The organism is Pinisolibacter sp. (genome assembly GCF_036782435.1).
Classification (GTDB): Bacteria; Pseudomonadota; Alphaproteobacteria; order Rhizobiales; family Ancalomicrobiaceae; genus CALBKH01.
Genome location: NZ_DAIPZB010000042.1, coordinates 1 through 23,504, shown reverse-complemented (window position 1 = coordinate 23,504; position 23,504 = coordinate 1). Strand labels below are relative to the sequence as shown.

General features: G+C 70.0%; 19 protein-coding genes. 3 read left to right on the top strand and 16 right to left on the bottom strand.

What is annotated here, in order from left to right; all coding sequences use genetic code 11:
- The first annotated feature begins 237 nt into the window (after positions 1-237).
- Both V7Q42_RS16595 and V7Q42_RS16590 read left to right on the top strand, forming a co-directional pair.
- The gene (locus V7Q42_RS16595) at positions 238-1,704 is read left to right on the top strand and encodes a M16 family metallopeptidase (protein WP_442958219.1); all 1,467 of its coding nucleotides are present in this window, start codon (positions 238-240) and stop codon (positions 1,702-1,704) included.
- 19 nt (positions 1,705-1,723) lie between these two features.
- Complete coding sequence (locus V7Q42_RS16590) at positions 1,724-3,076, top strand: M16 family metallopeptidase (protein WP_333825217.1); 1,353 nt, start codon at positions 1,724-1,726, stop codon at positions 3,074-3,076.
- Positions 3,077-3,234: 158 nt separating this feature from the next.
- Here the strand turns inward: V7Q42_RS16590 and V7Q42_RS16585 are convergent, their stop codons facing one another.
- The 16 genes from V7Q42_RS16585 to V7Q42_RS16510 all read right to left on the bottom strand — a co-directional run bounded on the left by V7Q42_RS16585 (position 3,235) and on the right by V7Q42_RS16510 (position 22,441).
- Entirely contained in the window at positions 3,235-4,464 is a 1,230-nt protein-coding gene (locus V7Q42_RS16585) for a M20/M25/M40 family metallo-hydrolase (RefSeq protein ID WP_333825216.1), read from the bottom strand.
- On the bottom strand, positions 4,461-5,783 hold the full coding sequence (gene guaD / locus V7Q42_RS16580; RefSeq protein ID WP_333825215.1) for a guanine deaminase: 1,323 nt from the start codon (positions 5,781-5,783) through the stop codon (positions 4,461-4,463). The genes V7Q42_RS16585 and guaD overlap by 4 nt, the downstream gene beginning before the upstream one ends.
- Positions 5,780-7,042, bottom strand: coding sequence for an allantoate amidohydrolase (locus tag V7Q42_RS16575; protein ID WP_333825214.1), 1,263 nt, complete (start codon positions 7,040-7,042; stop codon positions 5,780-5,782). Before V7Q42_RS16575 ends, guaD begins: the two co-directional genes overlap by 4 nt.
- A complete protein-coding gene (gene uraD / locus V7Q42_RS16570; RefSeq protein WP_333825213.1) occupies positions 7,039-7,548 on the bottom strand; it encodes a 2-oxo-4-hydroxy-4-carboxy-5-ureidoimidazoline decarboxylase in 510 nt (169 codons plus the stop codon). The genes V7Q42_RS16575 and uraD overlap by 4 nt, the downstream gene beginning before the upstream one ends.
- Positions 7,549-7,559: 11 nt before the next feature.
- On the bottom strand, positions 7,560-8,738 hold the full coding sequence (locus V7Q42_RS16565; protein ID WP_333825212.1) for a urate hydroxylase PuuD: 1,179 nt from the start codon (positions 8,736-8,738) through the stop codon (positions 7,560-7,562).
- A gap of 376 nt (positions 8,739-9,114) precedes the next feature.
- Positions 9,115-10,173: a BMP family ABC transporter substrate-binding protein gene (locus tag V7Q42_RS16560; RefSeq protein WP_333825236.1), complete on the bottom strand. Its 1,059-nt coding sequence runs from the start codon at positions 10,171-10,173 to the stop codon at positions 9,115-9,117.
- A gap of 119 nt (positions 10,174-10,292) precedes the next feature.
- Positions 10,293-11,219: an ABC transporter permease gene (locus tag V7Q42_RS16555; protein WP_333825211.1), complete on the bottom strand. Its 927-nt coding sequence runs from the start codon at positions 11,217-11,219 to the stop codon at positions 10,293-10,295.
- The gene (locus tag V7Q42_RS16550) at positions 11,219-12,304 is read right to left on the bottom strand and encodes an ABC transporter permease (protein ID WP_333825210.1); all 1,086 of its coding nucleotides are present in this window, start codon (positions 12,302-12,304) and stop codon (positions 11,219-11,221) included. The genes V7Q42_RS16555 and V7Q42_RS16550 overlap by 1 nt, the downstream gene beginning before the upstream one ends.
- Positions 12,294-13,916: an ABC transporter ATP-binding protein gene (locus tag V7Q42_RS16545; RefSeq protein ID WP_333825209.1), complete on the bottom strand. Its 1,623-nt coding sequence runs from the start codon at positions 13,914-13,916 to the stop codon at positions 12,294-12,296. The genes V7Q42_RS16550 and V7Q42_RS16545 overlap by 11 nt, the downstream gene beginning before the upstream one ends.
- Entirely contained in the window at positions 13,913-14,911 is a 999-nt protein-coding gene (gene xdhC, locus V7Q42_RS16540) for a xanthine dehydrogenase accessory protein XdhC (protein WP_333825208.1), read from the bottom strand. The genes V7Q42_RS16545 and xdhC overlap by 4 nt, the downstream gene beginning before the upstream one ends.
- A complete protein-coding gene (xdhB, locus tag V7Q42_RS16535) occupies positions 14,908-17,253 on the bottom strand; it encodes a xanthine dehydrogenase molybdopterin binding subunit (protein WP_333825207.1) in 2,346 nt (781 codons plus the stop codon). The genes xdhC and xdhB overlap by 4 nt, the downstream gene beginning before the upstream one ends.
- On the bottom strand, positions 17,237-18,730 hold the full coding sequence (gene xdhA / locus V7Q42_RS16530) for a xanthine dehydrogenase small subunit (RefSeq protein ID WP_333825206.1): 1,494 nt from the start codon (positions 18,728-18,730) through the stop codon (positions 17,237-17,239). Before xdhA ends, xdhB begins: the two co-directional genes overlap by 17 nt.
- Before the next feature lie 4 nt (positions 18,731-18,734).
- Positions 18,735-19,091, bottom strand: coding sequence for a hydroxyisourate hydrolase (gene uraH / locus V7Q42_RS16525; protein ID WP_333825205.1), 357 nt, complete (start codon positions 19,089-19,091; stop codon positions 18,735-18,737).
- Between the two features lie 224 nt (positions 19,092-19,315).
- Positions 19,316-20,242 carry a LysR family transcriptional regulator gene (locus tag V7Q42_RS16520; RefSeq protein ID WP_333825204.1) on the bottom strand — a complete coding sequence of 309 codons (927 nt, stop codon included), beginning with the start codon at positions 20,240-20,242 and terminating at the stop codon, positions 19,316-19,318.
- A 72-nt stretch (positions 20,243-20,314) separates the two neighbouring features.
- Positions 20,315-21,664, bottom strand: coding sequence for a murein biosynthesis integral membrane protein MurJ (gene murJ, locus V7Q42_RS16515; protein WP_333825203.1), 1,350 nt, complete (start codon positions 21,662-21,664; stop codon positions 20,315-20,317).
- A 243-nt stretch (positions 21,665-21,907) separates the two neighbouring features.
- Positions 21,908-22,441, bottom strand: coding sequence for a response regulator (locus V7Q42_RS16510; RefSeq protein WP_333825202.1), 534 nt, complete (start codon positions 22,439-22,441; stop codon positions 21,908-21,910).
- Between the two features lie 344 nt (positions 22,442-22,785).
- Here V7Q42_RS16510 and hemA point away from each other — a divergent pair.
- On the top strand, positions 22,786-23,504 hold a 719-nt coding region (hemA, locus tag V7Q42_RS16505; protein WP_333825201.1), incomplete at its 3' end, for a 5-aminolevulinate synthase.

Sequence of the window (23,504 nt, the reverse complement as noted above, 5' to 3'; positions counted from 1 at the left end):
GGACAGGAACTCTCGTGACGGGGTCGCGGGAGATTCCCGTCCGTTCGGTGTCGCCGGTCTTCTCGGCGGCCGCGGGATCCGCTCCGGTGGATTCCGGCCGATCCCCCATCATCGTCGCTCCGGGAGGGTGAGCAGTTGCACCGTCGATCCGCCGTCTCCACGCCGTCGCGTCGCCGCATCGCGCGCCTCGCCCCCATCGGCGCCGTCGGTAGCCTCGCCCTCTTCCTCGCCGGAGCGCTGCCCGCCGCGGCGCAGGCGCAGGCGCCGGCGCCCACCCCGGCCCCGGCCGCCGCGACCGCGACGAAACCCGCACCGACCACCGCCGGCAAGATCTCGACCTTCACGCTCCCCAACGGGCTCGCCGTGGTGGTGGTTCCCGACCATCGGGCGCCGGTCGTCACCCACATGATCTGGTACAAGGCCGGCTCGGCCGACGAACCGCCGGGCAAGTCGGGCATCGCCCACTACCTCGAACACCTGATGTTCAAGGGCACCAAGGCCAATCCGGACGGTGCCTTCTCCAAGAAGGTGGCGGAGATCGGCGGCCAGGAGAACGCCTTCACCTCCTACGACTACACCGCCTACTACCAGCGGGTGGCCAAGGAGCATCTGCCGAAGATGATGGCGCTCGAGGCCGACCGGATGCAGAATCTGGCCTTCGACCCCAAGGTGGCGGAGCCGGAGCTGAAGGTGGTGCTGGAGGAGCGCTCGATGCGCACCGACAACGACCCCTCCGCCCAGCTCTCAGAGGCGCTCGAAGCGGCGCTCCACCGCAACCACCCCTACCGGATCCCGGTGATCGGCTGGAAGCACGAGGTGGAGAAGCTGACGGTCGCCGACGCTTTCGCCTACTACGATCGCTTCTACACGCCGAACAACGCCATCCTCGTCGTCGCCGGCGACGTCGAGGAGAAGGCGGTGCGCGATCTCGCCCTCGACACCTACGGCCGGGTGCCGCGCCGCGCCGAGCCGGGCCAGCGCAAGCGGCCGCGCGATCCCGACATCGCCGGTGTGGTGCGCCTCGTCTCGCTCGCCGACGAGCGGGTGGCGCAGCCGACCTGGCGCCGGGTCTACGAAGTGCCGTCCGAGCGCACCGCCACTCCGGGCGAGAGCGAGGCGTTGACCGTGCTCGCCGACGTGCTCGGCGGCGGCTCGAACAGCCGGCTCTACCGCAAGCTCGTCGCCGAGAAGGGCATCGCCGCCTCCGCCGGCGCCTACTATCGTTCCGGCTCGCTCGACGACGGCACGATCATGATCTACGCCACGCCGCGCGACGGGGTGAGCCTCGAGGATCTCGGCAAGGCGATCGACGAGGTGGTGGCGGAACTGGCGACCGGCGGGCCCAAGCCCGAAGAGGTCGAGCGCGCCGCCAAGAAGGTGGCGGCCGATTCGATCCGCTCCCAGGACAGTCAGTCGACGCTGGCGCGGATCTACGGCCAGACCCTGGCGACGGGCGGGACGATCGACGAGGTCCGCACCCTGCCGACGCGCATCCGCAACGTGGGCGGCGAGGAGGTCAAGGCCGCCGCCGCGAAGTGGCTGACGAGCGACCGCGCCGCCACCGGGCTCCTACGCTCGGCGCCGTCGACCGGCAAAGCGGTCGGCAAGCGGCCGATGCCGTCGGCCGACCCCGGCTCGAACGGCCACATCCGCATGTTCGAAGACGCGTTGATGCCGGCGCTGCCGCCCGCGTCCCGATTCTGACGTCCGAGAGGTTCAGCCCATGATCTTCGCTTCTTCCGAAGCCCTGGTTCGCTCGGCGCGTCGCGTCTTCGTCGGCCTGCGCCGCGTCGGCTTCGCCGTCGCCGCCGTCGCGCTCCTCGCCGCCTCGCCCGCCACGGCGACGCAGATCCAGAAGGTGACGAGCCCGTCGGGGATCGAAGCCTGGCTGGTGGAGGAACACGCGGTGCCGCTGATCGCCGTCGACTTCGCCTTCCTCGGCGGCTCGACCCAGGATCCGGCGGGCAAGGAAGGTGCGGTCGATCTCTTGTCGACCCTGCTCGACGAAGGCGCCGGCGATCTCACCTCCGAGCAGTTCCAGGCCAAGCTCGAAGACCTCTCGGTGCAGGTGAGTTTCCGCGACGGGCGCGACCGCTTCGAAGGCGAGATGAAGACGCTGAGCGAGAACCGCGACGCCGCCTTCGATCTCCTGGCGCTGGCGCTCAATGCGCCGCGCTTCGATGCGGAAGCGGTCGAGCGGATGCGCGCCCAGTCGATCGCGGCGCGGCGCCGCGCCGAGAAGGACCCGGAGACGATCGCCGGGCGGCTGTTTTCCAAGACGGTCTTCCCCGACCATCCCTACGGCCGGCCCTCCGACGGCACCGAGGCGAGCATCGCCAAGGTGACGATCGCCGACATCAAGGAGATGAGGTCGAAGATCTTCACCCGGAAGGGTCTGAAGATCGCGGTGGTCGGCGACATCGACGCGGCGACGCTGGCGCCGTTGCTCGACAAGGTCTTCGGCCGCCTGCCGGCGGAAGGGGCGATCGCCCCGGTCGCCGAGGTGACGCCGATCGCCGGTGGCACCGTCTCGTCCGCGGCGCCGATCCCGCAAGCGGTGGTGCGCTTCGGCGGGCCGGGCCTGAAGCGGGCCGATCCCGACTTCGTGCCGGCTTATGTGATGAACCACATCCTCGGCGGCGGCTCGTTCTCGTCCTGGCTCTATCGCGACGTGCGCGAGAAGAACGGCCTCGCCTATTCGGTCTCCACCGGCCTCGCGCCGATGATGCACGCCGGGCTGTTCGTCGGGGCGGTCGGCACGCGAGCCGACAAGGTCGAGGAGAGCCTCGCCCTCATCCGCGCCGCGATCACCCGGATGCGCGATACCGGACCGACCGACAAGGAGCTGGCCGAGGCCAAGGCCTATCTCATCGGCAGCTATCCGCTGCGCTTCGACACGTCCGACAAGATCGCCGGATCGCTTCTCGCCATCCAGGTCGACGACCTCGGCATCGACTACATCGACAAGCGTAACGCGCTGATCGAGAAGGTGACCATCGACGACATCCGCCGCGTCGCCAAGCGCCTGCTGTCGCAGCCGATGACCGTGGTGACGGTCGGTCCGAAGGCGGAGTGAGACCTCAAGCGACGTGACGCGACACGAAACAGGCCGGAGCGGTCGCCCGCTCCGGCCTTCGTGTTTCCGAATTCGACGCTGCGCGACGGGACGCCGTAGGGTGGAAAGAGCGCAGCGAATTCCCCCCTCCGATCCACGATCCGCCGGCCGGTCCCCGCTCACCCCAACAGATCGGCCAGCGCCAGGGCCATGACCTTGGTCGCCTTGCGCAGATCGTCGAGCGGCAGGCGTTCGTCGGCGCGGTGGGCGTTGGCTTCGGTGATGGTGCTCGGGCCGGCGCCGTAGAGGACGATGGGAATGCCGGCATCGCTGTAGTGGCGGGCGTCGGTGTAGAGCGGCACGCCGTTCACCCCGACGGGGACGCCGAAGACCTCGGTCGCGCGGCGGCAGAGCGCACCCGAGAGCTTCTCGGAGCCGGCGAGCGGGGTGAGCGGGCGGGCGAGTAGAATGCGCTTCACGCCGGCGCGCGCCGCAGGATAGGCGCGCATGGCGCCTTCGACGACACCGCGCAGTTCGGCCTCGACGGCCTCCGGGTTCTCCTCCGGGATCATGCGACGGTCGAGGCGCATCGTCACCTTGTCGGGCACGACGTTGGTGTTGATGCCGCCGGAGATGAGACCCACGGTCAGCTGCGGCGAACCGATGCCGGGGGTCGCCGAGACCTTCGTGGCGAGCGACTTGCGGAAGGCATAGAGGGCGTTCAGGACGCCGGTCGCCGCCTCGAGCGCGTCGACGCCGGTGAAGGGCATGGCGGCGTGGGCGGAGCGGCCCTCGACGGTGATCTCGAGGTGGAGGCAGCCGTTGTGGGCGTCGACCACGGCGTAGGAGAAGCCGGCGGCGATCGCCAGATCCGGTTCGACGATGCCTTCGTCGAGCAACCACTTCGGGCCGATCTCGCCGCCGGCCTCCTCGTCCCAGGTGCCGTGCAGTTCGAGGGTGCCGTTCAGCGCCACGCCGGCCTTCTCCAGCGCCAGGATGGCGAAGGCGTAGCTGGCGAAGTCCGACTTCGACACGGCGACGCCGCGGCCGTACATCCAGCCGTCGCGGATCTCGGCGCCGTAGGGGTCGGCGGTCCAGCCCTCGCCGGGCGGCACCACGTCGCCGTGGACGTTGAGGGCGATCACCGGACCGCCGGCGCCGTAGGTCCGCCGCGCCACGATGTTGGTCGCGGTCTTCATGCCGGCCGCTTCGACCACCGCCTTCGGCACCGGATGGCGCGACACGGTGAAGCCGAGCTTCTCGAGCAGGCTCGCGGTGACCTCGGCATGCGGCGCGCAATCGCCCGGCGGATTGTCGGACGGCACCTTCACCAGTTCGGCCAGAAAGGCGACCTCCTCGTCGAAACGGGCGTCGACGAGAGACGAGATGCGGTCGGTGAGCGAGGTCATCGAGCGGTTCCTGTGGGCGTGGGATTTTCGTGGGCGAGACGGCCGGCGATCCAGGTGGAGCGGACGGCGCGGTCGTCGCCGAGGATGGCGAGGGCGAAGAGGAGATCCTCGAGACCTTCGCTGAGATCGTCGCGGGCGGCGAGCACCGGCGTGGCGCGCGGGTCGATCACCACCATGTCGGCGAAACGGCCGGGCTCGAGCGAACCGATCTCGGCCTCGAGGCCGAGGGCGCGGGCGTTGCCGAGGGTGGCGAGATAGAAGGCGCGGGTGGCATCGAGTTCGACCCCGACCAGACGGGCGACCTCGATGGCGCGGCCCTGGGTGGCGAGCATCGACCACGACGTGCCGCCGCCGATGTCGGTGGCGAGCGCCAGCCGCACCGGCCGATCGGAATCGTCGAGACGGGCGATGTCGAAGAGGCCGGAGCCGAGGAAGCAGTTGGAGGTCGGGCAGTGCACCGCCACCGAGCCGGTCTCCGACAGCCGCCGACACTCGTCGTCGTCGAGATGGATGGCGTGACCGAAGAGCGAGCGAGGTCCGGTGAGGCCGAAGCGGTCGTAGACGTCGGTGTAGCTCGCGGCCTTCGGGAAGAGCGCCCGGACCGTCTCGATCTCGCGGGCGCTCTCGGAGAGATGGGTCTGCATCAGGCAGGTCGGGTGGTCGCGCAGCAACTCGCCGGCGAGGCGCAGCTGCGTCTCGGTCGAGGTGACGGCGAAGCGCGGCGTGATGGCGTAACGGGCCCGGCCGCGGCGGTGCCAGTGGCCGATCAGCGCGGCGCTCTCGGCGATGCCGCGTTCGGGATCGTCGCGCAGCGTCTCGGGACAGGCGCGGTCCATCAGGGTCTTGCCGGTGACGACGCCCATGCCGCGCTTCTCGGCGGCGGCGAAGAGCGCGTCGCAGGCGACCGCATGGGACGAAGAATAGACCGCCGCGGAGGTCGTGCCGTTCTCGATCAATCGATCGAGGAAGGCCTCGGCGTTGTGCTCGGAATGTATGCGCTCCGCATACTGCGCCTCTTCCCTGAAGGTGAAACGCTCCAGCCATTCGAGGAGGTCGCGCCCCGGTGCGGCGAGCATGCGCCACTGCGGGAAGTGGACATGGGTGTCGACGAAACCGGCGGAGAGCAGGGCGCGGCCGTGATCGATCCGGGGCGCGTCGCGGTGTTGTTCGGGCAGGTCGGCGGCCTCGCCGGCCCAGGCGATGCGGCCGTCGTCGCCGACCACCACGGCGCCGCGCTCGCGGAAGACCACCGCCTTCGCCCCGGCCACCGACGGATCGTCGCGGAAGGAGAGGGTGCGGGCGAGATGGACGGTGGTCATGCCCCCTCCCCCTTCGCCAGATCGAGCACGGTGCGCACCAGCGCCTCGACGCCGAGGCCGATGTCCTCGGGCGACGACCATTCGCGCGGATTGTGGGAGATGCCGTCCTTCGAGCGGACGAACAGCATCGCCGAGGGGAAGGCGCGCGCCATCGCCATGGCGTCGTGGCCGGCGCCGGAAGGCAATCGCCGCACATCGAGATCGAGGGAGGCGACCGCGCGGGCGAAGGCGGCCTGGAGCCGCTCGTCCATCGGGCAGGTCGGCACGTCGATGTGACGGGTCAGCTCGAAGCCGAGGTCACGACGTTCGGCGATGCGCTCGGCCTCGTGGCGGATGCGGTCGATGGCGACGAGGCGCGGCGCGTCGGCGCCGGCGCGGATGTCGAGGCTCGCCTCGACCCGGCCGGGCACGGTGTTGCCGGCGCCGGGCTCGACGTCGACGCGGCCGACGGTGGCGACGAGGCCGTTGGTGCCCTGGCGGCCGACCCGTTCGACGGTGAGCGCGATCTCGGCGAGACCGGCGAGCGCATCGTGGCGCAGGTCCATCGGCACGGTGCCGGCGTGGCCGGCGACGCCCTGCAGAGAGAAAGTGAAGCGCGACTGTCCGGCGATCGAGGTGACGACGCCGAGCGGCGTGTTCCAGTGTTCGAGCACCGGCCCCTGCTCGATGTGGATCTCCAGCCAGCCGACGACGCCGGCCGGATCGATGCGCGCCGCCTCGATCGCGTCGGTGTCGCAGCCGAACGCGGCGAGCGCCTCGCCGAGCGACACGCCCTTGCGGTCTCTGACCTCGAGCCATTCGCGGCGATAGGTGCCGGTGACGGCGGAAGACGAGGAGAGAGCGGTGGGGAAGCGCACGCCCTCCTCGTCGCCGAAGCCGAGGATCTCGATGGCGAAGGGCAGTTTCTCGCCGCGCTTCGCGATCTCCTCGACGACGAGGAGACCGGCGATCACGCCGAGGCAGCCGTCGAGCTTACCGGCGTCGATCACCGTGTCGATGTGAGAGCCGATCAGCAGCGTCTTCGCCGTCTCGGGCGCGATGTCGGCCTCGCGGCGGCCGCGCAGGGTGGCGACCGCGTCGACCGTCGTCGTCATGCCGCGCGCGCGCATCCAACCGCCGACGAGGTCGATCGAGCGGGCGTGGGCCGGCGACAGATAGGTGCGGGTCACCCGCCCCGGTTCGTCGGTGACGAGAGCGAGGTCGTCGAGGAGCGCCTGGGCGCGGTGGCCGAGCGCGGCGATGGCGGAAGGTTCGATCACGACGAGATGCGGTCCTCGAGACGGAAGCGGAAGATGCGGACGACCTGGGCGAGCGCCGTGGCGAATTCGGTCTCGACGTCGTTCGGCAGACGCGCCTCGAAGGCGTCGAGGATCATCGCCTTGGTTGCCCCCTTGACCGCGAAGATGAAGGGGAAACCGAACTTGTCGCGGTAACGGGTGTTGAGGTCGGTGAAACGGGCGAACTCGGCCTCGCTCAGAGTGTCGAGCCCGACGCCGGCCTGCTCGCGCTTCGAATCCTCGGCCATGGTCCCGGCGCGCGCCGCCTTCCCGGCGAGATCGGGATGAACGCGGATCAGGGCGAGGCGCGCCTCGCGGGATACGGCGGCGACGACGGCGGCGAAGGCTTCGATCATCGCCTCGCGGGTCGCGAAGGGGCGCGCGCGAGCCGCCGCCTCGGCCACCCACGGCGAATGCTCGGCGACATCGCCGAAGCGGGCGACGAAGTCGTCGATCGAGAGCGCGTTCACGGTCGCGATGTCGAGCATGTCCCCTCCCCTCAGTGCGCCGCGATCCAGGCGGCGAGCTTGGCCCGATCCTCGGCGGTGAAGCCGGTCTCGTTGCCGAGCGGCATGGCGTCGGTGTCGACCGCCTGCGCCTTGATCAGCGGGGCGTAGCGGGTGATGTCGGCGATCGTCTCCAGCGTCACGCCCTTGGGCGCCTCGGCGAAGCTCTCGTGGCGCGGTTTCGCCGAATGGCACATGGTGCAGTGCTTGGCCGTCAGCGTCAGGATCTCGGTGTCGGAGACGGCGGCGCCGCTCACCGCCGCGGTCTTCGGCAGGGTGAGGATCAGTGCGGCGACGAGGCCGAGGGCGGCGACGCCGGGCGCCCACAGGATCTTGGCGAAGGAATCGCCGGCCTCGTGGCGGACGATGAAGTGACGGATCGGGCCGCCGATCACCAGGATCAGCGCCACCACCAGCCAGCTCTGCGGATGGTTGGTCAGCATCGGATAGTGGTTCGACACCATCATCAGCAGGACCGGCAGGGTCAGATAGGTGTTGTGCACCGAGCGCTGCTTGGCGATGACCCCGAGCCGGGCGTCCGGCGCCTCGCCGGCGAGGAGCTGGGCGACCATGACCTTCTGATTGGGGATGATCACCCGGAAGACGTTGGCGGCCATGATGGTGCCGACGAAGGCACCGATGTGGATGAAGGCGCCGCGGCCGGAATAGAGGTGGGTGTAGCCCCAGGCGGCGCCGACGATCAGGGCGAAGACGACGGCCGCCAACGCCAGCGTCTTCTCGCCGAGGCGCGAGCGGCAGAGCGCGTCGTAGATCAGCCAGCCGGCGGTGAGCGAGCCGATCGAGATGGCGATCGCCATCCACGGCTCCATGGCGACGATCTTGGGATCGATCAGATAGGCCCGGGCGCTCCACCAGTACTGCACCGCCATCAGCACGATGCCGGAGACGAAGGTGAGATAGGCGTCCCACTTGTACCAGATGAGGTCCTCGGGCAGGCGCGGCGGCGCGACCATGTACTTGTCGACATGGTAGAAACCGCCGCCGTGGACGAGCCACGAGGTGCCGAGCCCGGTCTCCGGCGTCTCGGGACGCTTCCGGAACGAGACGTCGAGAGCGATGAAGGCGAAGGAGGTGCCGATCCAGCCGATGCCCACCACGAGGTGGAACCAGCGGGTCAGGATGTTCAGCCAATCGGCCGCATAGGCGAGCATCGGTTCTTCCCACAGCGCGGAACGCGTCGACCCACCCGGTGCGCGGGCTCGGACCAAACCGAGCAGGGCACGGCCGGGGGAATCCACCGCCTTCCTTCCCCCCTCGCGGGGGAAGGTGCCCCGAAGGGGCGGATGAGGGGCGCGCGCGACAGCGCGCAAGGAGCAGCCTTCGAGCTTCGAGCCGGAGGAGGGTTCCAGCCCCCTCATCCGCCCTTCGGGGCACCTTCTCCCGCGAGGGGAGAAGGGGAAACCCGGGGTGAGTTCCCTGCCCATCGGGCTCATGCCCGTTCGGAGCCGGAGCAGCGCGCGCCGCACACACGATGGTGGCGAACGGCACGAGGATCGTCGGGCGAGCCTCATGCCGTCGAGCCGTCCGTCACTGCGGCAGCTTGTCGTCGATGCCCTTGACGTACCAATTCATCGACAGGATGGCGCCGTCGTCGAGGTTCTCGACGGTGGAGCCGTCCTGCTTGGTGATCTTGCCGCCGAAGGGCTTCAGCGTGCCGGCCTTGATCGCCGCGGCGGTCTTCTCGGCCATCGCCTTGACGTCGTCGGGGACGTTCTTGATCGGCGGCAGGACGACCGCGTCCTCCTTCATGCCGTCCCAGGTGTCGATGGCCTTCCACGAGCCGTCGAGGGCGGCCTTCACCCGGCCGATGTAGTAGTGCGACCAGTCGTCGACGATGGCGGTGATCTGGGCCTTGGGCGCGAACTTGTCCATGTCGGAGGACTGGCCGAAGCCGAGGATGCCCTTCTCCTGGGCGACCTGGAGGGCGGCGGTCGAGTCGGTGTGCTGGGTCAGGATGTCGGCGCCCTGGCCGATCAGCACCTTGGCGGCGTCGGCTTCCTTGCCCGGGTCGTACCAGGAGTTCACCCAGATGATCTTGACCTTGACGTTCGGGTTCACCGACTGGGCGCCGAGCATGAAGGCGTTGATGCCGGAGACGACTTCCGGAATCGGGAAGGAGACGATGTAGCCGACGGTGCCCGACTTGGTCATCTTGCCGGCGATCTGGCCGATGACGTAGCGGCCTTCGTAGAAGCGGGCGGAATAGGTGGCGACGTTGTCGGCGCGCTTGTAGCCGGTGGCGTGCTCGAACTTCACGTCGGGGAACTTCTTGGCGACCTTGAGGGTCGGATCCATGAAGCCGAAGGAGGTGGTGAAGATCAGCTTGTTGCCGTCGCGGGCGAGGCGCTCGATGGCGCGCTCGGCGTCGGGGCCTTCCGGCACGTTCTCGACGAAGGTGGTCTGGACCTTGTCGCCCAGCGCCTTCTCGACGGCGAGGCGGCCCTGGTCGTGCTGATAGGAATAGCCGAAGTCGCCGACCGGGCCGACGTAGACCCAGGCCGCCTTGAGCTTGTCGGCCGCCGCCGCCGGACCGGCGAGGCTCGCGGAGAGCGCGACGGCGACGGATCCGGCGAAGGCGCTCGCCATCGCATCACGGCGGGTGAGCGCGGACCATTTCTTCATGAGGAGTTCCTCCAAGGACGGGGCGGTGCGGGAATTGTTCGGCGACGGCGCCCGACCGCGAAGGGCGCCTCCACCGGAAAGCTTCATCGATCCGGCACGAAGGGCTGTCCGAGACAGGCCGGCGTATCGGCCCTCGCGCGCCCGCGTCGTGTGGAGATGACGACCAGCGCGGCGATGGTGACGATGTAGGGCAGCGACGACAAGAGCTGTGCCGGCACGCCGACGCCGAGCCCCTGGACGAAGAAGCCGAGAATGGTCACCGCGCCGAAGAGATAGGCGCCGATCACCAGCCGCGACGGCAGCCAGGAGGAGAACACCACCAGCGCCAGGGCGATCCAGCCGCGGCCCGCCGTCATGTTCTCGATCCACTGCGGGGTATAGGCGAGCGACAGGTAACCGCCGCCGAGCCCGGCGAGCGCCCCGCCGAACAGCACCGCCATCCAGCGCACCCGCACCACCGAATAACCGAGCGCATGGGCGGAGGCGTGGTTGTCGCCGACGGCGCGCAGGATCAGGCCGAGGCGGGTGCGGAAGACCACCCAGGAGACGAGGACCGCCAGGACGATCGACAGATAGACGAGGATGTCCTGGCCGAAGAGCAGCGGCCCGACGAAGGGGATGTCGGAGAGGCCGGGAATGTGCAGCTTGGAGAGCCGCACCCCGGGCTGGCCGACGAAGCGCTCGCCGATCAGGCCGGAGAGGCCGAGGCCGAGCAGGGTGAGGGCGAGGCCGGTCGCCACCTGATTGGCGACGAGGTTGAGCGTCAGGAAGCCGAAGGGCACCGACAGCAGCGCGCCGGCGGCCGCGGCGGCGAGGATGCCGAGATAGGGCGAGCCGGTGGTGAGCGCCACGGCGAAGCCGGCGACGGCGCCCATCACCATCATGCCCTCGACGCCGAGGTTGAGGACGCCGGCGCGTTCGGTGACGAGTTCGCCGAGAGCGGCGAGCAGAAGCGGCGTCGAGGCGGTGACGATGGTGAGGAGGACGGCGAGGAGCGCGGACTGGTCCATCAGCGGGCGCCCTCCTCGGCCACGGGTGCGGTTCGGACGATGCGCAGACGGTAGTAGATGAGGGTGTCGCAGGCGAGCACCCAGAACAGCAGCACGCCCTGGAAGACGCGCGCCGCCTTGTCGGAGATGCCGAGCGCCACCTGCGCCGCCTCGCCGCCGAGATAGCTCACCGCCAGCATCAGCGCGGCGACGACGACGCCGATCGGATCGAGCCGGCCGAGGAAGGCGACGATGATCGCGGTGAAGCCGTAGCCGGGCGAGATGTTGGGCTGGAGCTGGCCGACGGTGGAGGCCACTTCGACGATGCCGGCGAGGCCGGCGAGGCCGCCGGAGAGCAGGAAGACGAAGAGGGTCATGCGATCCGAGGAGAAGCCGGCGAAGCGGCCGGCGCGCGGCGCCTCGCCGAGGACGCGGACCTCGAAGCCCTTCATCGTCCGCCGCATCAGGATCGCCAGGGCCGCCGCCGCGACGAGAGCGAGGACGATGCCGAGGTTGAGACGGCCACCGCCGAAGACCGGCATGGTCTGCCAATCCTCGAAGCCGACCGACTTGGGGAAGTTGTAGCCCTTGGGATCGCGCCAGGGGCCGCGCACCAGCCAGTCGAGCAGCAGTTGCGCCACATAGACCAGCATCAGCGAGACGAGGATCTCGTTGGCGCCGGCCTTGATCTTGAGGAGCGCCGGGATCGCCGCCCAGATCATGCCGCCGAGGACGCCGAGCGCCAGCATGGCGACGAGGGTCAGGGGCGATTGCCAGGAATTGAAGAAGATCGGGACGATCGCCCCCATCAGCGCGCCGAAGGTGAACTGGCCCTCGGCGCCGATGTTCCAGACGTTGGCACGGTAGGCGACGGAGAGGCCGACGCCGATGAGGATCAGCGGCGTCGCCTTGACCACCAGTTCCTCGAGCGACCACAGGCTGGAGAAGGGTTCGAGGAAGAAGATCCACAACGCCGTGAGCGGCGGCTTGCCGATCGCGGCGAAGATCAGGCCGCCGGTCACCACCGTGGCGAGGACGGCGATGAGCGGCGAGGCCCAGGCCATCGTCGCGGAGCGTTCGGGACGCTTCTCGAGCTCAATACGCACGGCCGTCCGCCTCCCGGAGCTTCAGCGCGCCCTCGATCGCCTCGGAGCCGCCGTGGGCGCCGCCCATCAGCAGGCCGACCTTCTCGAGCGTCATGACATGGGCGTCGTAGCCGGGCGATAGGCACCCACGCGAGATCACGGCGATGCGGTCGGCGATCTCGAAGATCTCGTCGAGATCCTGACTGATCACCAGCACGCCGGCGCCGTCGGCGGCGAGGTCGACGAGGGCCTGACGGATCAGCGCCGCGGCGCCGGCGTCGACCCCCCAGGTCGGCTGATTGACCACCAGCACCCGCGGTTTGCGGTCGAGTTCGCGGCCGACGACGAATTTCTGCAGGTTGCCGCCGGAGAGCGAGCGCGCCTCCGGGTCGGGTCGACTCTTGCGGACGTCGTAGGCCTGCGACACGCGCTCGGCCGTCTGGTCGGCGCGGCCGAAGTCGAGGAAGCCGAGGAGGCGGCGAGCCGCGTCGGCGAAGATCGTGTCGCGGGTCAGCACGACGTTCTCGGACAGGCGGAAGGCGGGCACGGCGCCGTGGCCGAGGCGCTCCTCGGGGACGAAGGCCGCCCCGAGTTCGCGACGGGCGCCGACCCCGAGATGGCCACAGGGCGTGTCGTCGATCACCACCGCGCCGGGGTGATCGGCATGGCGCTCGCCGGAGAGCGCGTCGAAGAGTTCGGACTGGCCGTTGCCGGCGACCCCGGCGATCGCCAGGATCTCGCCGGCGCGGACCTCGAGCGAGACCTGGTCGAGGGCGACGGCGAAGGGGCCGTTGGCCGGCAGGTCGAGTTGATCGACGTAGAGGCGGGTGGGCCCGGCGACGCGGGCGTGCTTGGGGCGGATGGCGTGGACGTCGGCGCCGACCATGAGGCGGGCGAGGCTCGCCGCCGTCTCCTGTTTCGGATCGACGCGGGCCACCACCTTGCCGTGGCGCAGGATGGTCGAGGCGTGGCAGAGGCGCTTCACTTCTTCCAGCCGGTGCGAGATGTAGAGAACGGCGCAGCCTTCGGAGGCGAGGCGCTCCAGCGTCAGGAACAGCTGGTCGGCCTCCTGCGGGGTGAGCACCGCCGTCGGCTCGTCCATGATCAGGAGCTTCGGCTCCTGGAGCAGGCAGCGGACGATCTCGATGCGCTGCCTCTCGCCGACCGACAGATCGGCGACGGTGGCGCGCGGCTCGAGCGGCAGGCCGTAGTCCTTCGACACCGCGGCGATGCGGGCGGCGAGCGCGTTCATGTCGGAGACGTTCGACAGCGCCAGGGCGATGTTCTCGGTGACGGTCAGCGCCTCGAACAGCGAGAAGTGCTGGAACACCATGCCGATGCCGAGACGGCGCGCCTCGGCCGGGTCGGTGACGACGACCGGCTCGCCCTTCCAGAAGATGCGGCCGGCGGTCGGCTGCAGCGAGCCGTAGAGCATCTTCACCAGGGTCGACTTGCCGGCGCCGTTCTCGCCGAGCAGGGCATGGATCTCGCCCGGGCGGATCGCCAGATCGACGTGGTCGTTGGCGGTGAAGGCGCCGAAGCGCTTGACGACGCCGCGCGCCTCGACGAGGAACCCGGGCGCGCTCGCCCCCTCCCCCTTCGCACCGCCCGCCGCCGTCCCGCTCGCCGTCATGCCCACTCCTCCGCCACGCTCACGCCCTCGGCCGCGTGGCGCATGCGCCCTTGCGGGGTTCGTGCCATCTCGTCGGCGACGAGCAGTTCCACCGCGATCGAGGCGGCGATCACCGCCGGTTCCTTGGAGCGCGGCCCGATGCCGCCCACCGGGCAGACCATACGGCGAGTCGCCTCTCCCGTGTGCCCGATTTCCGACAATCTGCTCGCGAAACGGGCACGCTTCGTTTCCGAGCCGATGACCCCGACATAGCCGAAATCGCTGCGGCGCAGGCTCGCGTCGACGATCGCGAAATCGAGGGCATGGTCGTGGGTCATGGCGAGAACGAAGGCGGCGGGCGGGGCGGAGGCGACCATCGTCACCGGATCGGCGGGCGTATGCAAGCTCGCGTTCGCCGGCGACGCGGCGGGGAAGGCATCGGGACGGCCGTCGATCCAGGTGACGCGGAAGGGCAGCGGCGCCAGCGCCAGGACCAGCGAGCGGCCGATGTGGCCGGCGCCGAAGAGCAGAAGGCGCCGCCGGTCGTCGCCGAAGTGCTCGACGAGGCGACCGTCGCGATCGAGGCCGGGTTCCGCATCGGGATCCTCGGTGACGGCGCGGCGGAAGCGACCGTCGTGGAGTTCGGCGACGAGGGTGAAGGGACCCGCCGCCTCGAGACGGGCGAAACGGCGCACCTCGGCGAGGTCGCCGGCATCGAACATCTCGATCGCCGCGGTGACGCGACCGCCGCAACACTGGCCGAGATCGGGGCCGAGCACCGTCTCCTCGAAGTGGACACCGGGTGCGCCGTCGTTCAGCGCGACGCCGGCATGCGCGAGGAGGCACCATTCGAGGGCGCCGCCGCCGATGGTGCCGTGGAAGCCGCCGTCGGGGCGGACCACCAGGGCGGCGCCGATCTCGCGCGGGGTGGAGCCGCGGGTCGCCACCACGGCGACGCGGGCGGCGCGGCCGTGGCTCTCCAGGGTGGCGGCGAGGCGGGCCCAGTGTCCGATCACGGCGTCACCTCCGGATGGCGCATCGCCTTGACCGCTGCGAGGATCGTCTCGGGCGTCGCCGGCAGGTCGAGCGGGGGGAGCCGGCCCGGGGCGAGCGAAGCCAACGCCCTGAGGATCGCCGAGTGGACCGAGATCGCCAGCATGAAGGGCGGCTCGCCCACCGCCTTGGAGCGATGGATGGTGTCGACGCGGGCGTCGCCGTCCCACAGCGCGACACGGAAATCCTCGGGCACGTCGTGGGCGGTCGGGATCTTGTAGGTCGAGGGCGCATGGGTGAGGAGCCGGCCCGCGGCGTCCCACACCAGCTCCTCGCTGGTCACCCAGCCGAGACCCTGGACGAAGCCGCCCTCGATCTGGCCGATGTCGATCGCCGGATTGAGCGAGCGGCCGGCGTCATGGAGGAGGTCGACGCGGGCGAGACGCATCTCGCCGGTGAAGCTGTCGATCACCACCTCGGCGCAAGCCGCGCCGTAGGCGAAGTAGAAGAACGGCCGGCCGTGGGCGTTCGCCCGGTCCCAGGTGAGGCCGGGAGTGGCGTAGAAGCCGGTCGACGACAGCGAGACGCGGGCGAGATGGGCCTGTTTCGCCACGTCGGCGAAGGGCAGGCTGCCGTCGCCCGCCCACACCCGGCCGCCGGCGAAGCGCACCGCCGCGGCGTCGCCACCGAGGAGGCGCGCGGCGACCGCGGCGAGGCGCTCGCGGATGGTCTCGGCGGCGCGGCGCGCCGCCCAGCCGTTGAGATCGGAGCCGGAGGAGGCCGCCGTCGGGGCGGTGTTGGGCACCTTGTCGGTCGCCGTGGCGGTGACGCGGACGGCGTCGAGCGCCAGACCGAAGACGTCGGCGGTGACCTGCGCCACCTTGGTCATCAGCCCCTGGCCCATCTCGGTGCCGCCGTGGTTCACGGTGACGGAGCCGTCGGAATAGACGTGGACCAGCGCGCCGGCCTGATTGAGATGCATGAGGGTGAAGGAGATGCCGAACTTCACCGGGGTCAGGGCGATGCCGCGCTTCAGCACCGGGCTCGTCCGGTTGAAGGCGTCGATCTCGGCGACCCGGCGGCGGTAGCCGGAGGTCACCTCGAGCCGGGTGACGAGGGCGCGGAGGATGCCGTCGTCGACCACTTGGCCGTAGGGCGTGGTGCCGTGGGCGGGCGCTTCGAAGTCGGGGTAGAAATTGGCCAGCCGCACGTCGAGCGGGTCGAGGCCGAGGCGGATGGCGACGGCGTCCATCATGCGCTCGGCGAAGGCCATGCCCTGCGGGCCGCCGAAGCCGCGGAAGGCGGTGGCCGACACCGTGTCGGTCATCAGCCGGCGGGTGGAGATGCGGGCGGCGGGGTAGTCGTAGGCGTTGTCGGCGTGGAACATGGTGCGGTCGACGACGCCCTGGGAGAGGTCGGCGGAGTGGCCGCAGCGGGCGTAGAAGTCGACCTCGACGCCGGCCAGTCGCCCCGAACCGTCGAAACCGGCCGACCAGTCGACACGGAAGTCGTGGCGCTTGCCGGTCATCATCATGTCGTCGTCGCGGTCGAGGCGGATCTTGGCCGCCCGGCCGGTGACCCTGGCGGCGAGAGCGGCGATCACCGCCCATTGCGTCGCCTGGCTCTCCTTGCCGCCGAAGCCGCCGCCCATGCGCCGGCACTCGCAGGGCACCGCCGCCTCGGGAAGGCCGAGGACGCGGGCGGCGATGTGGGAGACCTCGGTCGGGTGCTGGGTCGAGGCGAGGATGCGGATCTCGTCGGCTTCGCGCGGGATCGCCAGCGCCACCTGGGTCTCGAGATAGAAGTGCTCCTGGCCGCCGACGAGGAAGCCGTCGACGATGCGGTGGGGTGCGGCCTCGATCGCCGTGGCGGCGTCGCCCTTCAGAAACTCGTAGGGCGGCAGCACGTCGGTGCCGCGATCGAGGGCGTCGGCGACGGTGACCGCCGGCTTCTCCGCCTCGACCTCGATCACCGCCAGACGAGCGGCGCGGCGGGCCTCGGCGCGGCTCTCGGCGGCGACGGCGAAGACCACCTGACCGTGGAAACGGATGTCGGTCTCGGCGAAGACCGGATCGCCGCCGACCGAGGGCGAACAGTCGTTGACGGCGGGGATGTCGGCGGCGGTGAGCACGGCGACGACGCCGGGAGCGGCGCGGACGGCCTCGAGGTCGAGGCGCAGGATACGACCGCGTGTCGCCGTCCGACACCAGCCGGGGACGATGTGGAGCGTGCCGGCCGGTTCCGGCAGGTCGTCGATGTAGGGGGCGGCGCCGGTGACGTGCAGTCGGGCCGATTCGTGCGGCGCCGATCGGCCGACGGCGCTCGCCTCGGCATCGCGGCGCGGAGCGTCAGAGGGCGCGTCCATGGGCGGCCTCCTCTCTGGCGCCGGCGATGCGGGTGCGGGTGGTCGGGGTGCCGGCGATCTCGACCAGCGCCTTGCCGAGCAGACCGACGGCGGCCTCGGTGCGATAGTCGGCGGAGGCGCGCAGGTCGGAAAGGGGCGTGAAGTCGGCGCGCAACGCGTCGAGAGCGGGACGCCAGCTCGCCGGATCGGCGAGGGAGACGCCGACGAGCGCGGCTTCGGCGCCGGCTGCCCGCTTCGGCGTGCCGGCCATGCCGCCGAAGGCGAGGCGCGCTTCGGCGACGGTGTGACCGTCGAGAGTGAGGCGCAGCGCCGCGAGCAGCCCGGAGATGTCCTGGTCGTGGCGCTTGGCGATCTTGAAGGCGCGGAAGGCGTGGTTCGCGCCCAGCTTCGGCACGACGATCGAGGTGAGAATCTCGTCGTGGGCGCGGTCCTGACGGCCGTAGGCGACGAAGAAGTCCTCGAGCGGCAGGCGGCGGACGTGGCCGGGGCGGACCAGTTCGATCGAGGCGCCGAGGGCGATCAACAACGGCGGCGTGTCGCCGATCGGCGAGCCGTTGGCGATGTTGCCGCCGATCGTGCCGGAGGCGCGGACCTGGGCGCCGGCGATACGGCGGAAGAGATGGGCGATGTCGGGATCGAGGCGGCCGAGGAGGCGGCCGGCGTCCTCGAGGCTGACCGCGGCGCCGAGAACGACCGCGTCGTCGTGCTCCTCCACCCGGTCGAGGCCGTCGAGATGGCCGACGTGGACGAGGCGCGGCAGGTCGCGGCCGGCCTTGGTGATCCACAGACCGACGTCGGTGGCGCCGGCGACGAGGGTGGCGTCTGGGCAGGCGGCGAGGATGCTGTCGAGGGTGTCGAGCCGGCGTGGCGCGGCGAAGAAGCGGTCCTCGTCGCCGACGAAGACCTCGTCGCCGTCGTCGAGGGCGGCGAGCGCCAGCGTCGTCTCGGCCGCGGCGGCGGCGAAGAGATCGTCGGGCCGGTCGCCGGGCCGCGCGGCGCAGGCGGCGAGCGCGGCGTCGACGATCGGGCGATAGCCGGTGCAGCGGCAGAGGTTGCCCGACAGGCGATCGAGCACGGCTTCGCGATCGATCGGACCGGGTGTGGCGTAGAGGGTGAAGAGGCTCATGACGATGCCCGGCGTGCAGAAGCCGCATTGCGAGCCGTGCAGCCGCACCATCGCCTCCTGGACCGGATGGAGGCGGCCATCCTCGGCGAGATCCTCGATGGTCACCACTTCGCAGCCGTCGACGGTGCCGAGCAGGCGGATGCAGGCGGTGACCGGTTCGTAGACGAGCCGGCCGTCGACGAGACGGCCGAGCGCCACGGTGCAGGCGCCGCAATCGCCCTCGTTGCAACCCTCCTTGGTGCCGGTGCGACGACGAGACAAGCGAAGGTGATCGAGCAGCGTCGTCGTCGGATCGAAGTCGGCGACCTCGATCACACGGCCTTGCGACAGGTAGCGGATCGAGCGGCGCATGCGGTCAGCTCCCTCGATAGGTCGAATAGCCGAAGGGGGCGACGAGCAGGGGGACGTGGAGGTGGCCGAGACCCTCGGCGATGCCGAACCTGAGCGGCACCTCGTCGAGGAAGGCCGGATCGTCGAGAACCAGACCGCGGCGGCGGAAATAGTCGCCGACGGCGAAGACGAACTCGTAGATGCCGGGAACGAAGGTCTCGCCCTCGAGGATCGGCCGATCGACGCGACCGTCGGAATTGGTGCGGTGAGCGGAGATGCGGCGCCGACTGCCGTCGGGGGCGAGCTTCCACAGGGTGATGTCGAGCTCTGCGGCGGGCAGGCCGCTCGAGGTGTCGAGAACGTGTGTGGTCAATCGGCCCATGGTCGATCCTCGTCTGCGAGACGCCGCGCGGGCGCCTCACCGCCATGGGCGCCCCGCGACATCCGCCCGCCGGCCATGAGCCTACGGGCATTTCCTGATCATGCGTCGAGTCGACCGTTCGAAAAAGCGATGATTTTCGAGCGTACCGAACTCGAAAAAGCATCGATCGACACGTCGACCGCGTATCGGGCAGCCTCTGCCCGTTTTCGCGGCGGATCAACGCCTCAGCCTGCCGAAACGGCAGCCCCTCCCCAGGACTCTTCGATGAAATCGCAGAGAGCAGCCACCGCGAGGCTCGGCACGGCGCGTTCGCGGGCGACGACGTCGAGATGATCTGGCAGGAGATCGGGGTCGGCGAGCGGCACCCAGACCAGTTCGCCGGCTGCCAACTCGCGTTCGATTCCGACCCGGGTCATGAAGCCGATGGCCGAGGCGCGGCGTACGAGCGCTGCGGTGAGGCGCAGCGAATCGCATTCGGCGCGGACGACGAGGGCGCGGCCGACGCGGGCGAGCGCCGGTTCGAGCGCGGCGCGCAGCGACAGGCCGCGTGCCGGCAGGACGAGGGGCTCGCCGACGAGATCGTCGAGGCGCAACGTGGTGGCGCCGGCGAGCGCGTGGTCGGGAGCGAGAACGGCGCCGAGCGCATGGGGCTCGTGGTGGACGACCCGCATGGCGGGAAGCTCGTGGGTGGAGAAGGTGAAGGCGATGTCGGCCGAATTGGTCTCGACCAGACGGCAGACCTCCTCGGCGCCGGCGACGACGAGCCCGGTCTCGACGCCGGGATAACGGCGCCAGAAGTCGGCGAGGAGGCGCGGCAGCCGGTCGGCGGCGATGCTCTCCACCGTGGCGAGGCGGACGCGGCCGCGCTTCAAGCCGCGCAGCGTGTCGAGCTCGGCGACGACGTCGTCGTGGCGATCGACCGCCTCGCGCACCTGTCGCAGCAGCAGGCGACCGGCCTCCGACAGGCGCAGGCCACGGCCGACGCGGTCGAACAGGCGGATGCCGAGATCCTCTTCGAGCATCAGCACCTGGCGATTGACGGCGGAGGAGACGATGTTGAGTTCACGCGCCGCGGCGCGGATCGAGCCGGCCTCGGCGACGGCGAGGAACGAGCGATAACCGTTCGACAGGATGGTGCCGCGTCCGCGCATGGGATCTTCCTCGCCCGATCGGTCGATCTTGCGACGTCGGCGCGGGCCGGCGCAAGCGGCGGCGCCCGGCCGTCACGCCGCACGAGCGCGATGGCGATCGATGGCGACGAGGAGCAGCAGGTTGACCCAGGCGCCGGCCGACGTGGCGAGCGCCAGACCGGCGACGTCGAAGGGGCCGGTGAGCCAGAACTTCAGCGCGACGTTGACGGCGATGCCGGCGAAGGCGACCCACATCGGCGTGCGTGTGTCGCCGCGGGCGTGGAAGCCCGGCACCACCGAGCGCAACAGCACGATGGCGAGGAGGCCGACCGCATAGGCCTGCAGCGTCATGCCGGCACGGGCGACGGCGGCGGCGTCGAAGGCGCCGCGGGCGAAGGCGATCTTCACCAGCCAGTCGGGGATCAGCAGGAAGGCGACGACGAAGGGCGCGGTGAGCACGATCGACCAGAACAGGGCGCGGCGTTGGGCACGGCGGGCGCCGGCCTCGTCCTTCGCGGCGAAGCGGCGGGAGAGTTCGGGCAGCAGCACCGTGCCGATGGCGATGGCGATGACGCCGATCGGCAGCTGGTAGAGGCGATCGGCGTAGTACATCGCCGAGACCGCGCCGACCGGCAGCGCCGCGGCGAGGATGGTGTCGACGAACATGGCGATCTGCGAGGCGCCGGAGCCGATGGTGGCGGGGCCGAGGCGCTTCAGGAAGGTCGTCACCTCCGGGTCGAGCCGCGGCCGGGCGGGCTTCAACGACAGCCCCGCCGGACGCATCGCCCACATCAGCAGGATCAGCTCGGCGACGCCGGCGAGCGCCACGCCGACCGCGGCGGCGGTGGGCGCGAGGTTCGGCGTGCGGCCGGGGACCAGGAGGGTCGCGCCGACGCAGCCGATGATGGCGAAGTTGAACAGGACCGGCGCGCCCGCCGCCGCGGCATAGCGGTGATGGGCGTTGAGGACGGCGCCGTAGACCGTCACCAGGGTGACGAAGAGGAGATAGGGGAAGGTGATGCGGGTGAGCGTCACCGTCAGATCGCCGAGTTCGCCGGCGCCGGCGAAACCGGGGGTGATCAACTCCAGCAGACCGCGCGTCCAGATCTCGGCGGCGAGAAGGATCACCACCTGCACCGCCACCAGGGCGCCGAGGACGCGGGCGGCGAAGCGCATCGCCGCTTCCGCGCCCTGCGCTTCGAGGGTGCCGGCGTAGGTCGGGACGAAGGAAGCGTTGAAGGCGCCTTCCGCGAAGAGGGCGCGGAAATGGTTGGGGATGCGGAGCGCGATGAAGAAGGCGTCGGCGAGCGGGCCGGCGCCGATCACCCAGGCGAGCACCACGTCGCGCAGGAAGCCGGTGACGCGGGACAGCATGGTGAAGCCGGAGACCGTGCCCACTCGCTTCAGGAACACCGCGGCGCCGCCGCTCGGCCAGATCTTCACGGACTCTCCCCCGCATCGTCCCGGCGAAGCGCCGCGCGACCCCGCTCCTGCCCGTCTCGTTCATCGAGATCCGGCAGATCGCTTCGCGATGCCGGATCCGTCCCGTCGAAAAGCCCGCGAGCGGACCGGGCTGTTTCGACGGACGGAATACGAAACCCGAATGGAAAATTCGAGTTTCGTATCATGCGGCGAAGCGAAGGCGATCGGGAGAGGAAATCGCAGCCGCCGGAGATCGAGCCGGGATCAGGCGGCGATCTCGGTCTTGTCGCCGCCGTCCTTCGGCTTGTCGGTGAGCAGCCCCTGGGGCTTGGCCTGCCAGATCTTCTGGCGGTTGCGGATGGCGCGCGGCGCCGGGCCGAAATAGTTGGGCGTCTTCACGAACTCGCGCGGGTGCATGATCACCGAGGCGATGCGCTGATAGAGTGACTTCGCCGAGATCGGCTTGCACAACAGTTCGTGAATGCCGAGTTTTCGCGCCTCGAGAATCCGTGACCGCTCCGTGTGCGCCGTCACCATGATCACCGGAATGTAGGCGAACGGGTTCTGCGGATTGCGGATCATCCGCACCATGTCGGCGCCGTCGAGGATCGGCATCACCCAGTCGAGAATGAGGATGTCGGGATTGGCGCGATCCATCGCTTCGAGGCCCGAAGCGCCGTCTTCCGCCTCGACGATACGGCGCGCGCCGAAACCCTGCAGCATGGTGCGCAGGATGGTGCGCATATAGGCGCTGTCCTCGACGACGAGGAAGGTCAGGGATGCGAGATCGAGGTTCACGCGGGGCCTCCTCCACGGATCACGAGTCTCGCCGGGAAAGGTGAACAAGCGGTTGCCGTGAGGCTGCGTCGACGAACCACGGTCCGTAGGGTCCCGTATGGCCAAGTTCGGCCAGCTTGATCATGGTCAAAGTGCATCGAATTCATGTAAGTCTAATAGACGCACCGGGTCCGAGACGGCCGACGCGTCAGCGAGACGTCAGGGAGACGGTGCGAGAATCGGAAGGACAGTGAGTTCGAGACGGTCGTCGACGAGGGGCTTCGAAGCCGAGCTGGTCCTCTGGTTTCGAGGTTCGACGACGAAACGGCCCACCAGAAATGAGTGAGAGGGGCTCGAGGACGGACATGAACTATCAGTCGATTTTCGAGGACGCCATCGATCAGCTGAAGGCCGAGAAACGCTATCGGGTCTTCGCCGATCTCGAACGCATCGTCGGCCGCTTTCCGCGCGCCATGTGGCGCAAGGAAGGCAAGGAGGACGAGCCGCGCGAGATCGTCGTGTGGTGTTCCAACGACTATCTCGGCATGGGCCAGCACCAGAGCGTGCTCGGCGCGATGATCTCCACCGCCCAGGGTCTCGGCACCGGCGCCGGCGGCACCCGCAACATCTCCGGCACCTCCCATCCGCTGGTCGAGCTCGAGACCGAACTCGCCGACCTGCACGGCAAGGAAGCCGGCCTCGTCTTCACCTCGGGCTTCGTCTCCAACGAGGCGGGCATCTCGACCATCGCCAAGCTGCTGCCGAACTGCCTCATCCTCTCCGACGAGCTCAACCATGCCTCGATGATCGAAGGCATCCGCCGTTCGGGCTGCGAGAAGAAGCTGTGGCGCCACAACGACGTCGAGCACCTCGAGGAACTGCTCGAGGCGGCCGATCCGGAGCGGGCCAAGCTGATCGTCTTCGAGAGCGTCTACTCGATGGACGGCGACATCGCGCCGATCAAGGAGATCTGCGATCTCGCCGAGAAGTACGGTGCGCTCACCTACATCGACGAGGTGCACGCGGTCGGCATGTACGGCCCGCGCGGCGGCGGCATCGCCGACCGGGAAGGCCTGATGGGCCG

Bases quoted from the DNA above. Each gene is read 5' to 3' on its own strand.
- xdhA (WP_333825206.1), bottom strand. From the start codon at position 18,730: ATGCGCCGCTCGATCCGCTACCTGTCGCAAGGCCGTGTGATCGAGGTC.
- V7Q42_RS16545 (WP_333825209.1), bottom strand. From the start codon at position 13,916: ATGACGGCGAGCGGGACGGCGGCGGGCGGTGCGAAGGGGGAGGGGGCG.
- V7Q42_RS16590 (WP_333825217.1), top strand. From the start codon at position 1,724: ATGATCTTCGCTTCTTCCGAAGCCCTGGTTCGCTCGGCGCGTCGCGTC.
- V7Q42_RS16560 (WP_333825236.1), bottom strand. From the start codon at position 10,173: ATGGCGAGCGCCTTCGCCGGATCCGTCGCCGTCGCGCTCTCCGCGAGC.
- V7Q42_RS16520 (WP_333825204.1), bottom strand. From the start codon at position 20,242: ATGCGCGGACGCGGCACCATCCTGTCGAACGGTTATCGCTCGTTCCTC.
- uraH (WP_333825205.1), bottom strand. From the start codon at position 19,091: ATGGGCCGATTGACCACACACGTTCTCGACACCTCGAGCGGCCTGCCC.
- xdhB (WP_333825207.1), bottom strand. From the start codon at position 17,253: ATGGACGCGCCCTCTGACGCTCCGCGCCGCGATGCCGAGGCGAGCGCC.
- V7Q42_RS16585 (WP_333825216.1), bottom strand. From the start codon at position 4,464: ATGACCTCGCTCACCGACCGCATCTCGTCTCTCGTCGACGCCCGTTTC.
- V7Q42_RS16555 (WP_333825211.1), bottom strand. From the start codon at position 11,219: ATGGACCAGTCCGCGCTCCTCGCCGTCCTCCTCACCATCGTCACCGCC.
- guaD (WP_333825215.1), bottom strand. From the start codon at position 5,783: ATGACCACCGTCCATCTCGCCCGCACCCTCTCCTTCCGCGACGATCCG.
- V7Q42_RS16565 (WP_333825212.1), bottom strand. From the start codon at position 8,738: ATGCTCGCCTATGCGGCCGATTGGCTGAACATCCTGACCCGCTGGTTC.
- uraD (WP_333825213.1), bottom strand. From the start codon at position 7,548: ATGCTCGACATCGCGACCGTGAACGCGCTCTCGATCGACGACTTCGTC.